This is a genomic window from Muricoccus nepalensis (assembly GCF_006438825.1).
Lineage (GTDB): Bacteria > Pseudomonadota > Alphaproteobacteria > Acetobacterales > Acetobacteraceae > Roseomonas > Roseomonas nepalensis.
Genome location: NZ_RCZP01000009.1, coordinates 157,108 through 170,734 on the forward strand (window position 1 = coordinate 157,108; position 13,627 = coordinate 170,734).

At 76.2% G+C, this 13,627-nt stretch carries 15 protein-coding genes; 10 read left to right on the forward strand and 5 right to left on the reverse strand.

Annotated features, from left to right (window positions below; all coding sequences use genetic code 11):
- The first annotated feature begins 17 nt into the window (after nucleotides 1–17).
- The 3 genes from EAH89_RS12220 (at nucleotide 18) to EAH89_RS12230 (ending at nucleotide 1,805) form a co-directional block, all read left to right on the forward strand.
- Nucleotides 18–410, forward strand: coding sequence for a hypothetical protein (locus EAH89_RS12220; RefSeq protein WP_140883341.1), 393 nt, complete (start codon nucleotides 18–20; stop codon nucleotides 408–410).
- 118 nt (nucleotides 411–528) lie between these two features.
- The gene (locus EAH89_RS12225; RefSeq protein ID WP_140883343.1) at nucleotides 529–1,155 is read left to right on the forward strand and encodes a glutathione S-transferase family protein; all 627 of its coding nucleotides are present in this window, start codon (nucleotides 529–531) and stop codon (nucleotides 1,153–1,155) included.
- Between the two features lie 80 nt (nucleotides 1,156–1,235).
- On the forward strand, nucleotides 1,236–1,805 hold the full coding sequence (locus EAH89_RS12230) for a histidine phosphatase family protein (protein WP_140883346.1): 570 nt from the start codon (nucleotides 1,236–1,238) through the stop codon (nucleotides 1,803–1,805).
- A gap of 9 nt (nucleotides 1,806–1,814) precedes the next feature.
- On the opposite strand, the gene EAH89_RS12235 is transcribed toward EAH89_RS12230, so the two are convergent.
- From EAH89_RS12235 to mutM, 5 genes are all read right to left on the reverse strand, one after another.
- Entirely contained in the window at nucleotides 1,815–2,798 is a 984-nt protein-coding gene (locus tag EAH89_RS12235) for a Bug family tripartite tricarboxylate transporter substrate binding protein (RefSeq protein ID WP_140883348.1), read from the reverse strand.
- Between the two features lie 13 nt (nucleotides 2,799–2,811).
- A complete protein-coding gene (locus EAH89_RS12240; protein WP_140883351.1) occupies nucleotides 2,812–4,320 on the reverse strand; it encodes an aldehyde dehydrogenase in 1,509 nt (502 codons plus the stop codon).
- 18 nt (nucleotides 4,321–4,338) lie between these two features.
- Nucleotides 4,339–5,952 carry a benzoylformate decarboxylase gene (mdlC, locus tag EAH89_RS12245; protein ID WP_140883353.1) on the reverse strand — a complete coding sequence of 538 codons (1,614 nt, stop codon included), beginning with the start codon at nucleotides 5,950–5,952 and terminating at the stop codon, nucleotides 4,339–4,341.
- A gap of 1 nt (nucleotide 5,953) precedes the next feature.
- Nucleotides 5,954–6,571, reverse strand: a complete 618-nt coding sequence (locus tag EAH89_RS12250) for a MarR family winged helix-turn-helix transcriptional regulator (protein WP_241666990.1) — start codon at nucleotides 6,569–6,571, stop codon at nucleotides 5,954–5,956.
- A 110-nt stretch (nucleotides 6,572–6,681) separates the two neighbouring features.
- Nucleotides 6,682–7,575, reverse strand: coding sequence for a bifunctional DNA-formamidopyrimidine glycosylase/DNA-(apurinic or apyrimidinic site) lyase (gene mutM, locus EAH89_RS12255; RefSeq protein WP_140883356.1), 894 nt, complete (start codon nucleotides 7,573–7,575; stop codon nucleotides 6,682–6,684).
- A 114-nt stretch (nucleotides 7,576–7,689) separates the two neighbouring features.
- Between mutM and EAH89_RS12260 the strand changes: the two genes are divergently transcribed.
- The 7 genes from EAH89_RS12260 to EAH89_RS12290 all read left to right on the forward strand — a co-directional run.
- Nucleotides 7,690–9,375 (forward strand): gamma-glutamyltransferase family protein, encoded by a 1,686-nt coding sequence (locus EAH89_RS12260; RefSeq protein WP_161993559.1) that lies wholly within the window; start codon nucleotides 7,690–7,692, stop codon nucleotides 9,373–9,375.
- A gap of 77 nt (nucleotides 9,376–9,452) precedes the next feature.
- On the forward strand, nucleotides 9,453–10,220 hold the full coding sequence (locus EAH89_RS12265; protein WP_140883360.1) for a class I SAM-dependent methyltransferase: 768 nt from the start codon (nucleotides 9,453–9,455) through the stop codon (nucleotides 10,218–10,220).
- Nucleotides 10,217–11,662, forward strand: a complete 1,446-nt coding sequence (locus tag EAH89_RS12270; protein ID WP_241666991.1) for a bifunctional phosphopantothenoylcysteine decarboxylase/phosphopantothenate synthase — start codon at nucleotides 10,217–10,219, stop codon at nucleotides 11,660–11,662. The genes EAH89_RS12265 and EAH89_RS12270 overlap by 4 nt, the downstream gene beginning before the upstream one ends.
- A complete protein-coding gene (gene dut / locus EAH89_RS12275) occupies nucleotides 11,659–12,108 on the forward strand; it encodes a dUTP diphosphatase (RefSeq protein ID WP_140883363.1) in 450 nt (149 codons plus the stop codon). The genes EAH89_RS12270 and dut overlap by 4 nt, the downstream gene beginning before the upstream one ends.
- Nucleotides 12,109–12,149: 41 nt before the next feature.
- A complete protein-coding gene (locus EAH89_RS12280) occupies nucleotides 12,150–12,932 on the forward strand; it encodes a HesA/MoeB/ThiF family protein (protein WP_140883365.1) in 783 nt (260 codons plus the stop codon).
- Complete coding sequence (locus EAH89_RS12285; protein ID WP_140883367.1) at nucleotides 12,929–13,300, forward strand: DsrE/DsrF/DrsH-like family protein; 372 nt, start codon at nucleotides 12,929–12,931, stop codon at nucleotides 13,298–13,300. Before EAH89_RS12280 ends, EAH89_RS12285 begins: the two co-directional genes overlap by 4 nt.
- Nucleotides 13,301–13,353: 53 nt before the next feature.
- Nucleotides 13,354–13,627, forward strand: a 274-nt coding sequence (locus EAH89_RS12290; protein WP_206667527.1) for a hypothetical protein, incomplete at its 3' end; no start/stop codon positions are given.

Here is a 13,627-nt window from a genome sequence, read left to right on the forward strand (position 1 = left end):
CCGACCGGAGCCACCCCATGAACGCCTCCCCCTTCCTCCGCCGCGCCCTGCTGCTCGACGCGGCGGCGAGCGGCGCCACCGGCGCGCTGATGCTGCTCGCGGCCAGCCCGCTGGCCGAGCTCACCCTCCTGCCACCGGGCCTGCTGCGCGCGGCGGGCGCGGTGCTGATCCCCTACACCGCCTTCGTCCTCTGGCTCGGCCGCCACGCCGCGCCGCCGCGCGGGCTCGTGCGCGCCGTCGTCGCCATCAACCTGCTCTGGACCGTCGAGAGCGTCGCGATCCTCGCCCTCGGCTGGGTCTCGCCCAACGCGCTCGGCACCGCTTTCGTCCTCGCCCAGGCGCTGGCGGTCCTCGCCTTCGCGGGGCTCCAGGCCGCGGGGCTGCGCGGGGCCGCCCCCCTGCCGGCCTGAGGGCCGGCCTGAGCGCCACGCATTCCCGGGGCGCGGCGGCAAGCCGCCCGCCCCCCCCTTCTGCCCCGCCGCCGATTGGGCCACCCTCCGCCCCCGCAAAGGCTGAGGAACCCGCCAGATGAAGCTCTATTTCGCCCCCGGCGCCTGCTCCATGGGCATCCACGTCATCCTCGAGGAGATCGGCAAGCCCTACGAGCTGGCGCCCGTCGCCCTGAAGGAGGGCGCGCAGCACAAGCCCGAGTTCCAGGCGGTGAACCCGAAGTCGAAGGTGCCCGCGCTGGAGCTCGACGGGGAGGGACGGGCGTTGACGGAGTGGCCGGCCATCGCCCTCTACCTCGCCGGCAGCAACCCCGAGGCCAACCTGATGCCCCGCGACCCCGCCGCCCAGGCCCGCGCGCTGGAGGCGATCGACTACGTCACGGGCACCATCCACCCCAACGCCTTCACCCGCCAGTTCCGCCCGGGGAACTTCTCCGTCCGCGAGGAGGACCACCCGCAGGTGATCGAGCAGGCCCAGCAGAACGCCGAGAAGTTCTTCAACCTCGTCGAGAAGAACTGGGCCGGCGACACCTGGGTGCTGCCCGAAGGCTACTCGGTCGCCGACGCCGCCCTCTTCTTCGTCGAGTACTGGCAGGCCAAGCGCGTCGGCAAGCCGCTGCCGCCGAAGCTCGACCGCCACCTGAAGGCGATGCTGGAGCGCCCGGCGGTGAAGCGGGTGCTGGAGCAGGAAGGCATGCCGGCCTGAGGCCGAAGGCCCCCGCGCGTCCAGAGCACACTCCAACGAGAGGAGGGGCTGGGGCCATCCCCGGCCCGTCCCGAGGCCCCATGACCGACCCTAACCCGATCCCCTTCTGGTTCCTCCGCCACGGCGAGACCGACTGGAACGCCCGCATGCTCTCCCAGGGCCAGGTGGACATCCCGCTGAACCCCGTGGGCCTCGCCCAGGCCGGGCGCGCGGCGGAGGCGCTGGTGGGGCGCGGCATCCGCACCATCCATTCCAGCACCCTCGGCCGCGCCCGTGTGACGGCGGAGGTCGTGGCCGCCCGGCTGAACCTGCCCATCACCTTCGACGAGGGCCTGGTGGAGTGCGGCTTCGGCGTGCAGGAGGGCAAGGAGATGTCCGACTGGTTCGACGACTGGGTCGCCGGCCGCGCGACCCCCGAGGGCGCCGAGCCCTTCGCCGACCTCCGCGCCCGCGCGGTCGCCGCCATCAACCGCGCGACCGCCCGGCCCGGCCCCGTGCTGGTGGTGGCCCACGGCGCCCTCTGGCGCGCCTTCCGCCAGGCCGCCGGCCTGCCCGCGAACATCCGCACGCCTAACGCCCTGCCGCTCTGGGTGGAGCCGCCGGAGGGCGAGGGGGGATGGCGCCTCACCCCCGCCGAGCTGGGCGCGTAGCGGCCGCCCCTAGTCCGCGCGGATGTTGGCCCGCCGGATCACCGGCTCCAGCGTCCGCTTCTCCTGCTCGATCAGCGCCGCGAAGGCTTGGGGCCCCGTGCCGCCGAGGATGGTGCCCTGCTCGGCCAGGCGCCCGCCGATCGCGGGGTCGCGCAGCGCCGCGGCCACCGCCTCCGCCACCACCGCGACGACCGCGTCCGGCGTGCCCGCCGGCGCCGCCATGCCGAAGGCCGTGCCGAAGAGGAAGCCCGGCACCCCCGCCTCCGCCGTCGTCGGCACGTCCGGCAGCTGCGGCAGCCGCGCCTCCGTCGCGACGGCCAGCGCGCGCACGCCGCCGCCCCGGATCTGCGGCAGGATGTTCGGCACGTTGTCGATGACGAGGTCGATGTTGCCCGAGACGAGGTCCGTCACCGCCGGCGCCGCGCCCCGGTAGGGGACGTGCTGGATGTCCGTCCCCGTCGCGCCCTTGAAGAGCTCCAGCGCCAGGTGAAGGCTGCTGCCCGCCCCCGCCGAGCCCGCGGTGAGCTGCCCCGGCCTCTCCTTCGCCGCCGCCACCAGCGCGCCCAGGTTCCGCCAGGGCCGCGCGTTGGCGACGCAGACCACCTTCGGCGTCGTCGCCAGCAGCGTGATCGGCGCGAAGGCCGTGTTCGTGTCGTAGGGCATGGAGGGGTAGATGAACTGGTTCACCGCCAGCGGCCCCATGGAGGAGGCGAGCAGCGTGTAGCCGTCCGGCGCCGCCTTGGCCGCGAGGTCGGCGCCGATGTTGCCGCCCGCCCCCGTGCGGTTCTCCACCACGAAGGGCTGCCCGAGCCGCGCGGCCAGCGACTGCGAGACGGAGCGCGCCAGCAGGTCCACCAGCCCGCCCGGCGGGAAGGGCACGAGGATCCGGACGGGCTTGTTCGGGTAGCCGCCGCCCTGCGCGCGGGCGGCGGGCGCGGCCAGGGCCGCCGCGCCAAGGCCGAGCGCCGCGCGGCGGTTGAGGATGCCGGTCATGGTCCCGCGCCCCTCAATGCGCGCCGGGCGTGGCGGCGGGCGGCGTCCCGGCACCCTTCGCGGCCGCGGGCGGGAAGGGGTACTGCCCCGGCCGCGTCTCCACCGTGATCCAGCGCAGCTCCGTGAACTCCGCGATTCCCGCGCGCCCGCCGAAGCGGCCGTAGCCGGAGGACTTGGTGCCGCCGAAGGGCATCTGCGCCTCGTCGTGCACGGTCGGCCCGTTGACGTGGCAGATGCCGCTCTCGATCCGCTGGGCCAGCGCGATCCCGCGCGCCACGTCGCGCGTGAAGATCGCGGCCGAGAGCCCGTACTCCGTGTCGTTGGCGACCCGCAGCGCCTCCTCCGCGTCCGCCACGCGGATCATGGCCACGACCGGCCCGAAGGACTCCTCCGCGTAGAGGTCCATCGACGGCGTCACGCGGTCGACGATCGCGGCGGGCATGATCGTGCCCTGCCGCGCGCCGCCCCCGTGCAGCACCGCGCCCTTGGAGGTCGCGTCCAGGATCATCCGCTCCACCTTCACGGCGGAGGCCTCGTCCACCACCGAGCCGAGGAACACGTTGCCCCCGCGCGGGTCGCCCACCGGCAGCGCCGCCACGAAGTCGGCCAGCCGTCGCACGAACTCGTCCGCCACGCTCTCCACCACGACCAGCCGCTCGGTCGACATGCAGATTTGGCCCTGGTTCATGAAGCCGCCGAAGGCCGCGGCCTTCACGGCCTCGTCCAAATCCGCGTCCTCCAGCACGATCATCGGCGCCTTGCCGCCGAGCTCCAGCAGCACGGGCTTGAGGTGCCGCGCGGCGTGCATCGCGACGATCCGCCCCACCTTGGTGGAGCCGGTGAAGTTGATTCGCCGCACCGCCCGGTGCGCGATCATCGCCTCCACCACCGCGGGCGCGTCCTCGGCCGAATGCGTCACCACGTTCACCACGCCCGGCGGCACGCCGCCCTCGCGCAGCGCCTGCGCGATGAGGCTGTGCGTGCCGGGGCAGAGCTCGCTCGCCTTCAGCACCACCGTGTTGCCGCAGGCCAGCGGCAGGGCCAGCGCGCGCACGCCGAGGATGACCGGCGCGTTCCAGGGCGCCATCCCCAGCACCACGCCGACCGGCGCGCGGATCGACATCGCGAGGCAGCCGGGCTTGTCGGAGGGGATCACCTCGCCCGTCGTCTGCGTCGTCATCGCCGCCGCCTCGCGCAGCATGCCGGCCGCGAGATGCACGTTGAACCCCGCCCAGCCCGCCGTCGCGCCGATCTCGTCGGCCATCAGCCGGATGAACTCGGGCGCCTTCGCGGCTAGGGCATCGGCGGCCTTCAGCAGCACGCCACGCCGCGCGCCCGGGCCCATCGCAGACCAGGCGGGGAAGGCGGCGGCCGCCGCGTTGCAGGCGGCCTCGGCATCGGCCACCGTCGCGGCGGCGGCGCGGGTCGCGACCTCCCCGGTCACGGGGTTGCGGCGCTCGAAGGTGGCCGAGCCCGTCGCGGGGCGGTCGCCCTCGCCGATGATCAGCGGCACGTCCAGCATGGCTGTCTCCTGCGGTTCTTATTTCTTGTCGTAGAGCGACGGGATGACGGGATCGATGGCGACCTCCACCAGCATCGGCCCCGCGGCGGCCATCGCCTCGGCCAGCGCGTCCTCCAACTCCTCCGGCGTCCCCGCCTGCCGGCCCGGGCAGCCCATGCCGCGCGCCATCGCCACGAAGTCGAGCCCGGGCAGGTCGATCCCCGGCGCGTCCCGCACCTGCAGCACGCGCGAGAAGGAGCGCATGGCGCCGTAGCCCGCGTTGTTCATCACGACGATGGCCAGCGGCAGCCGCTCCTGCACCGCCGTCCAGACGGCCTGGGGCGAGTACATGAAGGATCCGTCGCCGATGAGGCACACCACGCGCCGCCCGCGATGCGCCAGCGCCACGCCCACCGCGCCCGGCAGCCCGTAGCCAAGCCCGCCGCTCGCCATGGTGAAGAAGGAGCCCCAGTCGCGCCTCGGCATCGTCGCGTGCATCGTCGGGCGGTGCGAGGGCGCCTCCTCCACCAGGATCGCGTCCCGCGGCATCGCCGCGTGCAACCGGTGCAGCGCGTAGGCCGCGCCGACCGGGCTGCTCGGCTCGGGCGGCGCCGGGCGCGCGCGGGGGGCGGGCGGGGGGCGCGGCTCGCCGCGCAGCAGCCCCGCCAGCGACGGCAGCCCGAGCCGCAGCGCCCCCAGGATCGCCGTGCCGACAGGCGCGGACGCCGCCGTCTCCGGATCGGTCGTCATCTGGAGGATCGGGATCCCCGCGGAGAACAGCGCGCATTCCCCGGGCACGTGGAAGGTGAAGACCGGCGCCCCCACCACCAGCACCAGGTCGTGCCCGATCAGCGCGTCCGAGACCTGCGACGGCGAGGCGTGCAGGTGCCCGGCAAACAGCGGGTGGTCCTCCGGGAAGGAGAGGCGGGAGGAGAACGGGCTCGTCCAGACCGGCGCGCCGATCCGCTCGGCCAGCGCTACCATCGCCGGCCCCGCCCCCTCCGCGTCCACCTCGGGCCCGACCACCAGCACCGGGCGCCGCGCGGCGTCGAGGGCGCGCGCCGCCTCCTCCAGCGCCGCCGGGTCGGGCGCCGCGTCCGGGAACCAGGCGCGCGCGGCCACCGGCCGGCAGGCCGCCGCCCAGTCGTCCGAGGGGATGGAGACGAAGGTCGGGCCGTAGGGGCGCTGCATCGCGATCCGGTGCGCCTGCGCGATCGCCGCCGGCACGTCCTCCGCCCGCGCGGGCTCGACCGAGAACTTCACGTAGGGCTTGGGGAAGCCCGCCGCCTCGGTCGCGCCCAGGAAGGGAAAGTTCGGCAGCAGCGACCGCGTCTGCTGCCCCGCCGTGATCACCATCGGCGCGCCGTTGCGCAGCGCCGTGAACACGTTGCCCAGTGCGTGCCCGACGCCCGCCGCCGAGTGCAGGTTGACGAAGGCGCAGCGCCCCGTGGCGCGCGCGTAGCCGTCCGCCATCCCCACCACGCTCGCTTCCTGCAGGCCGAGCACGTAGCGGAAGTCGGCGGGCCAGCGGTCGAGGAAGGGCAGCTCCGTCGAGCCCGGGTTGCCGAAGACCGTCGTCATGCCGAGGCCGCGCAGGAGGTCGAAGACCGCCTCCCGCACGGTCACGCGGGCCGGGGTCGCGTTGACGTCCATGTCAGTGCCGCTCCGTGTCCAGCCCCGCGATCAGGCGGCGCAGCGTGTCGAGGAAGGCGTCGCGGTTCTCCGCGCCCACCAGGCGGTCGAGAAGCCGGTCGTGCAGCGCCGCGTGGCGGCCGAGCGCGTCCAGCGCGGCCTCGCCGGCGGGGGTGAGGGAGAGGGCGTAGCTCCGCCGGTCCGCCCCCCGGTCCCGCCGCACCAGCCCGCGCCGCTCGAGCTCCACCAGCGCGGGGGTGAGGGTGGACTTGTCCCGCCCCACCGCGGCGCCGAGCGCGGTCTGCGACAGGCCGGGGTTCTCGTGGATCATCGCCAGCATGGCGAAGCGGCCGGGCTTGAGCGCCGCCGCGGGCTGCCCGCCCCGGCACGCCCCCGCGCTGCGCCGCGCGAAGGCCGCGAAGGAGGCCTCCTGCGCCAGCCGCAGGTGAAAGCCGATGGTGTCGCCGAGCGGGCCGAGGCTCACCGCGCCGCGGGCGGCGCGCGCCGCCTCCCCGGCGGAGGGCGATGGCCGGGGCGGCCGCTCCGCCTCCGGCGCGGGCGGCCGCGCGAGGAAGGCGGCGCCCTGCCGCGGCCGCGGCGGCGCGGCACGCCCGGGACTTGCCCGCGAGGTCTGGGACAAGGGATCGGATCCTCCTGGCGGCGCGTCGTGGAACGCGCGCCGCTCGGGGCGGACGGTAGGTTATCCAACGATGCCGCCGCAAGGCCCGGGCGGGCGCCTTCAGCGCCCCCTCAGCGTTGCGTGCGCGGGCAGAAGAAGCTGCTGCGCCCGGCCTGGACGATCCGCGCCACCCCCGCGCAGGCCGGCGGCCCCGGGCAGCGCGGGCAGGGCTGGCCGAACCGATCATAGACCTCGAAGCGGTCCTGGAAGCGCCCGATCTCGCCGTCGCTCCGCACGTAGTCCCGCAGCGAGGACCCGCCCGCTTCGATCGCCTCGCCCAGCACCGCCTTGATCGCCGGCACCAGCCGCGCGGCCCGCGCGCCGGCCACCGTGCCCGCCAGGCGGCGCGGCGAGATGCCCGCGCGGAACAGCGCCTCGGCCACGTAGATGTTCCCCAGCCCCGCCACCACGCCCTGGTCGAGCAGCGCGGCCTTGATCGGCGTGGCCCGGCCCTTGAGCGCGCGGGAGAGGGAAGCGGCGTCGAAGCCCTCGTCCAACGGCTCCGGCCCCATGCCCTGCAGGAGCCGGTGCCCGTCCTCCGCCGCGGTCGGCACGAGGTCGAGGCAGCCGAAGCGCCGCGGGTCCTGGAAGCCGACCCGCCAGCCGTCCTCGGTCTCCATCATCAGGTGCTCGTGCGCCAGCCCGTCGCCCGACCCCCGCGCGTCCGAGAAGGCGCCCTGCGGCGCGATCCGCGGCACCGGTCCCTCGCCGGGCGGCCGCGCCACCATCCGCCCGGACATGCCGAGGTGGATGAGCGCGGATTCCCCCTCCGACAGCCGCATCAGCATGTACTTCCCCCGCCGCCGGAACCCCTCCACCCGCCGGCCCCCCAGGCGCTCGGCGAGGTTCTCGGGAAAGGGCCAGCGCAGCCCGGCGCGGCGGGTCTCGGCGCGGGCGATGGTGCGGCCGGTGAGCACGGCGGAAAGGCCGCGCATCACGGTCTCGACTTCGGGCAGTTCGGGCATGGCGGGGATATAGGGCGGCCGCCGCGCGGGAACGATGGCGGGGGAGGGGACCGCTGGACCCCTCCCCGATTCGGGGGAACCATGGCCGCCCCTTTCGGCCCCGGAGCCCTCCCGATGCGCCCCGCCCTCCTGCTCGCCGCCCTCCTCGCCCTCGGCCTCGCCGCGCGCGCCGCCGAGGGGCCCGCCCGCCGGATGGTGGCCGCCGCCCACCCGCTGGCGGCCGAGGCCGGGCTCGGCATCCTCCGCGCGGGCGGCAGCGCGGCCGACGCCGCCGTCGCCGTGCAGGCCGTCCTCTCGGTGGTCGAGCCCAACGCCACCGGCCTCCTCGGCGGCGCCCTGCTGCTCCACTGGGACGCGGCGACGCGCCGCCTCGCGGGCTACGAGGGCATCGCCTCGGCGCCCGCGGCCGCCACCGCCCGCCTGGTGGAGGCCGCCGACGGCACCCGCGTGGGCGCGGCGACGGTCGCGCGCTCGGGCCGCGCGGTGGGCGTGCCCGGCACGCTGCGGATGCTCGCCCTCGTCCGGGCCGACCACGGCCGCCTGCCCTGGCGCGACCTCCTCGCCCCCGCCATCCGCGCGGCGGAGGAGGGCTTCCCCATGCCGCCCACCCTCCACCGCGTCCTCGCCGCCCGCGCGGTGGAACTCGCCCGCGACCCCGAGATCCGCGCGCTGTTCCTCAGGCCGGACGGCCAGCCCCTCCCGGTCGGCACCCCCCTGCGCAACCCCGCCCAGGCCGCCGCCCTGCGCGCGCTCGCCGAGCACGGCCCCGAAGCCCTCTACGCCGGCCCGCTCGCCCGCGCCGTGCTGGAGGCGACCGCGCGCGAGCCCGTGCCCGGCTGGATGACCGAGGGGGACCTCGCCGGCTACGAGGCGAAGCGGCGCGACCCCGTCTGCGCCACGGCCTTCGGCCGCGCGATCTGCTCGGCCGCGCCCCCCTCCTCCGGCGGCGTCGCCGTGCAGCAGCAGCTCGGGATGCTCGACCGCCTCGGCATCTCCCGCCTCGCGCCGGACTCGCCGGGGGCCGCCCACCTGATCCTCGAGGCCAGCCGCCTCGCCACCGCCGACCGGCGCCGCTGGATGGGCGATCCCGACCGCGTGCCCGTGCCCACCGGCCCCCTCGTCGCGCCCGCCTACCTCGCCGCGCGCGCCGGCCTGGTCGACCCCGCCCGCGCCATGGCCGAGGCGCCCGCCGGCAACCCCCTCGAGCGCCACGGCGCCCTGCCCGCCGCCTCCGACCCCCTGGCGCTGGCCGGCACCTCCCACGTCGCCGTCGTGGACGCGGCGGGCAACGCGGTCTCCTTCACCACGACCAACAACCTCAACTTCGGGGCGGAGCGCCTGGCCGCCGGCATCACCCTCAACAACGGCCTCACCAACTTCGCGGCCAACCCCGGCCCGGCCGAGGCCCCCGCCTTCAACGCCATGGCCGGCGGCAAGCGCCCGGTCACCACCATGGCCCCCACCATCGTCCTCGGCCCCGACGGCGCGCCGGAGCTGGTGGTCGGCGCCGGGGGCGGCGCGCGGATCGTCGATTCCGTGGCCGTCGCGGTGGTGGAGGTCCTCGCCTGGGGCGCCGACGCCCGCCGCGCCACCGCCCGCCCGCGCATCGGCGCCCAGAACGGCGAGGAGGAGCTGGAGGCGAACACCCCCGCCGCCGCCCTCGCCGAGCCCCTGCGCGCCCTCGGCCACGCGCCTCAGGTGGTCGAGATGAACACCGGGCTGCAGATCCTCCGGCGCGTCCCCAGCGGCTGGGAAGGCGCCGCCGACCCCCGGCGGGACGGGGTGGCGATCGGCGACTGAGGGCGGCGCTCCGCCTTTTTGCGGATAAGGGGGAGGGGGGACTGGGGGAGTCCGCCGCCCCGCCCTATCCTTTCCCAATGCCCCAGAACGACACCGCCCGCGACGCCAACGGCGACACCATCGACTTCGGCTTCACCCCCGTCCCGCGCGAGAGCAAGGCCACCCTCGTCCGCCAGGTCTTCGACAGCGTGGCGCCGAAATACGACGTCATGAACGACCTCATGTCGGTCGGCCTCCACCGGCTCTGGAAGCGCGCCTTCGTCAACGCCATCGGCGCCGGCCCCCGCGACACCCTGCTCGACTTGGCCGCCGGCACCGGCGACATCGGCTTCCTGGCGAAGGAGCGCGGCGCGGCGCGGGTGATCCTGGCCGACATCAACGCCGCCATGCTCGGCGTGGGGCAGGGCCGGGCGCTCGGCCGCGGCCTGGCCGCCGGCCTCGACTTCGTCTGCTGCGACGCCGAGAAGCTCCCCTTCCCCGACCGCTCGGTCGAGCGCGTCTCCATGGCATTCGGGCTGCGCAACTGCACGGACAAGCCCGCCGTCCTGCGCGAGGCCCGCCGCGTGCTGCGCCCGGGCGGCCGCTTCCTCGTGCTGGAGTTCTCCCGCCTGCAGGTGGCCGCGCTCGACCCGCTCTACGACGCCTGGAGCTTCAAGGCCCTTCCCGCCATCGGCGCCCGCGTGGCGAAGGATTCCGAGAGCTACCGCTACCTCGCCGAGAGCATCCGCATGATGCCCGACCAGGAGGCGCTGGCGACGATGTTCCGCGAGGCCGACCTCGAGAACGTCACCTACCGCAACCTCTCCGGCGGCATCGTCGCCATCCATTCGGGGTGGCGCCTGTGAGCCACTCCGTGACCCTCGCCGGCAAGCGCGTCCTCCTGATCGTCTCGGGCTCCGTCGCCGCCTACAAGGCGCTGGAACTCGCCCGCCTGCTCGGCAAGGCCGGCGCCACCGTCACCGGCCTGCTGACCGGCGGCGGCGCCCGCTTCGTCACCCCCCACGCGCTGCAGGCCATCACCGGCCGCGCCCTGGCGCAGGACCTCTGGTCGCTGGAGGAGGAATCCGCCCGCGGCCACATCCGCCTGGCGCGCGAGACCGACCTCGTCGTCGTCGCCCCCGCCTCGGCCGATCGCCTCGCGCGCATGGCGGCCGGCCTCGCCGACGACCTCGCCGGCGCCGCCCTCCTCGCCTGGGGCGGCCCCGTGCTCGTCGCCCCCGCCATGAACCCGACCATGTGGGCCCACCCCGCGACCGGCGCCAACGTCGCGACCCTCATGGCCCGCGGCGTCGCCTTCGCCGGCCCCGAGGACGGCCCCATGGCCGAGGCCGAGAGCGGCACCGGACGCCTCGCCGAGCCTCCCGCCATCCTCGCCGCCATCGAGGCCATCCTCACCGACCCCGCCCACGGCGCGCCCGACGCCGCCCTCGAGGACGCGCTGGACGCCGCCATCGCCGAGCAGGAAGGTCGCCCCAGCCACCGCCCGCGCGGCCCATCTCCCTCCAGCTTCACGGACGGCCTGCCCCACCCCGTGGACCACCACGCCGACCCCGTGGAGGCCGCGCCCTCCTCCTTCTCCGCCTCCCAGGCGGCGGCCGCGCCGGCGCCGCACACGGTCCGCGGCGCGGCCCCCGGCGCGCTGCCGCTGACCGGCCGCCACGTCCTCGTCACCTCCGGCCCGACGCACGAGCCGATCGACCCCGTGCGCTTCCTCGCCAACCGCTCCTCGGGCCAGCAGGGCCATGCCATCGCCGCGGCGCTGGCGGCGCTCGGCGCGCGCGTCACGCTCGTGGCCGGCCCCGTCGCGATCCCGGACCCGCAAGGCGTCGAGACCCTCCACGTCGAGACCGCCCGCGAGATGATGGCCGCCTGCGAGGCCGCGCTGCCCGCCGACGCCGCGGTCTTCGCCGCCGCCGTCGCCGACTGGCGCCCGGCCGAGCCCGCCGCGCAGAAGATGAAGAAGCCCCTCGACCAGTCGGCGCCGCCGCTCGCGCTGGTGCCCAACCCCGACATCCTCGCCACCCTCTCCCGCCACCCGCAGCGCCCGGAGCTCGTCATCGGCTTCGCCGCCGAGACCGAGCGGGTGATCGAGCACGCCCAGGCGAAGCTCGCCCGCAAGGGCTGCGACTGGATCGTCGCCAACGACGTCTCGGGCGACGCTATGGGCGGCGCGGAGAACACCGTCCACCTCGTCACCCACCACGGCGTGGAGCACTGGCCGCGCCTGCCGAAAGTCGAGGTCGCCGCCCGCCTGGCCGACCGCGTGGCGGAGGCGCTCCACCCGTGAGCGCCACCATCCGCGTCACCCGCCTGCCCCATGCGGAAGGCCTGCCGCTCCCGGCCTACGCGACCGAGGGCGCCGCCGCGATGGACCTGCTGGCCGCCATCGGCCCGCCCGTCGTCATCCTCCCCCACGGCCGCGCGCTGATCCCGACGGGGCTCCGCGTCGCGCTCCCCCCCGGGCACGAGTGGCAGATCCGCCCCCGCTCCGGCCTCGCCCTCAAGCACGGCATCGTCCTGCCGAACGCCCCCGGCACGATCGACGAGGACTACCGCGGCGAGGTCCAGGTCATCCTCCTCAACGCGGGCACCGAGCCCTTCCGGGTGGAGCGCGGCATGCGCATCGCCCAGGCCGTGCTGGCCCCGGTGCTGCGCGCGGTGTTCGAGGAGGTGCCCGAGCTCCCGGACACGCCGCGCGGGGAGGGGGGCTTCGGCAGCACGGGCGCGCGCTGAGGGCGCTTGCCCCGCGCCCCCCGGCCCCCGACATCCCCCCCATGGACGGACCCCCACGCCTCGACCTCGACTTCACCGAGGACGAGCTTCACCGCTACTCCCGCCACATCCTCCTCGGCGAGGTCGGCGCCACCGGGCAGGCGCGCCTCCGCCAGGCGCGCGTGCTCGTCGTCGGCGCCGGCGGCCTCGGCTCGCCGCTGGCGATGTACCTCGCCGCCGCCGGCATCGGCACGATCGGCCTCGTGGACCACGACACGCTGGAGCTCTCCAACCTCCAACGCCAGGTCGCCCACGCGACGGACCGCGTCGGCCGCCCCAAGGTCGAGAGCATGGCCGAGACGCTCCGCGCCCTGAACCCGCTGACCGCCGTCGAGCCCCACGCCGTCCGCCTGACCGAGGAGACCGCGCGCGACCTCGTCCCCCGCTACGACCTCGTCTGCGACGGCACCGACAACTTCCCCACCCGCTTCCTTCTCGGCGACGCCTGCCACCGCCTGGCCCGCCCCCTCGTCTCCGCCGCCGTGCTCCGCTTCGAGGGCCAGCTCTCGACCTTCAAGTCCCATCTCGGCGCCCCCCACCCCTGCCACCGCTGCCTGCACCCCGAGCCCCCGCCAGACGGCCTCGTCCCCTCCTGCGGGGAGGCGGGCGTGCTTGGGGCCGTCACGGGTGTCATGGGCACGCTCCAGGCGACGGAGGTGCTGAAGGAGGTGCTGGGCATCGGCGAATCCCTATCCGGCCGCCTCCTGCTCTGGGACGCGCTCGACACCCGCTTCCGCACCATCCGCCTCCGCCGCGACCCCACCTGCAGGTTGTGCGGAGGATGACGCCCCTCGGCATCCTCCTCCGCGGCGCGGGGCACGAGCCCGCCCACTACGCCCTCGTCCTCGCCACGGCGGCCGCGGCCATCGGGCGCCCGGTGACGGTCCTCGCCACCAACGCGGGCCTCGCCCTCCTGCGCCGCGACACCCCCCTTCTCGCGGACCCGCGCGAGGCGCTGCTGGCCGGGCGCGGCGTCGCGGGAATCGGCACCCTGCTCGAGGCGGCCAACGAGCTCGGCCTCCGCCTCATCGCCTGCGAGGCCGGGATGCGGGCCGAGGGGATCGCGCCCGGCGACCTCGCAGAGGGCGTGGAGGTGGCGGGGGTCGTTACCTTCCTGGAATCGGTGGGTTCCGGCGGGCTTCTCTCGCTCTAGTTGCATCCACCGCCTTGACCGGGCGCCGCGGTTTTGCGCGTGATCGATGCCCGATGAAACGCCTGCTCCCCCTCTCCCTGCTGCTCGCCCTCGCCCCGGGGGTCCGGGCGCAGACCGCCGGGCCGCTGCCGCCCCCCGTGCCGCGCGGCGCCGCGCCCGCGCCGGCCGCCGGCGCGCCCGCCGAGAGCCCCGCCCCGCGCCGCCCCGCGCCGCCGCGCCCGGCCGCGGGAAGCGGCACGGCCGGCCCGGCGCCGGCCGCGACGCCCGCCCGCCCGCGCGAGGGTGCCGCCGCGCCGCGCCCCGCCGCCGGCGCCCCCGCCCGCCCCG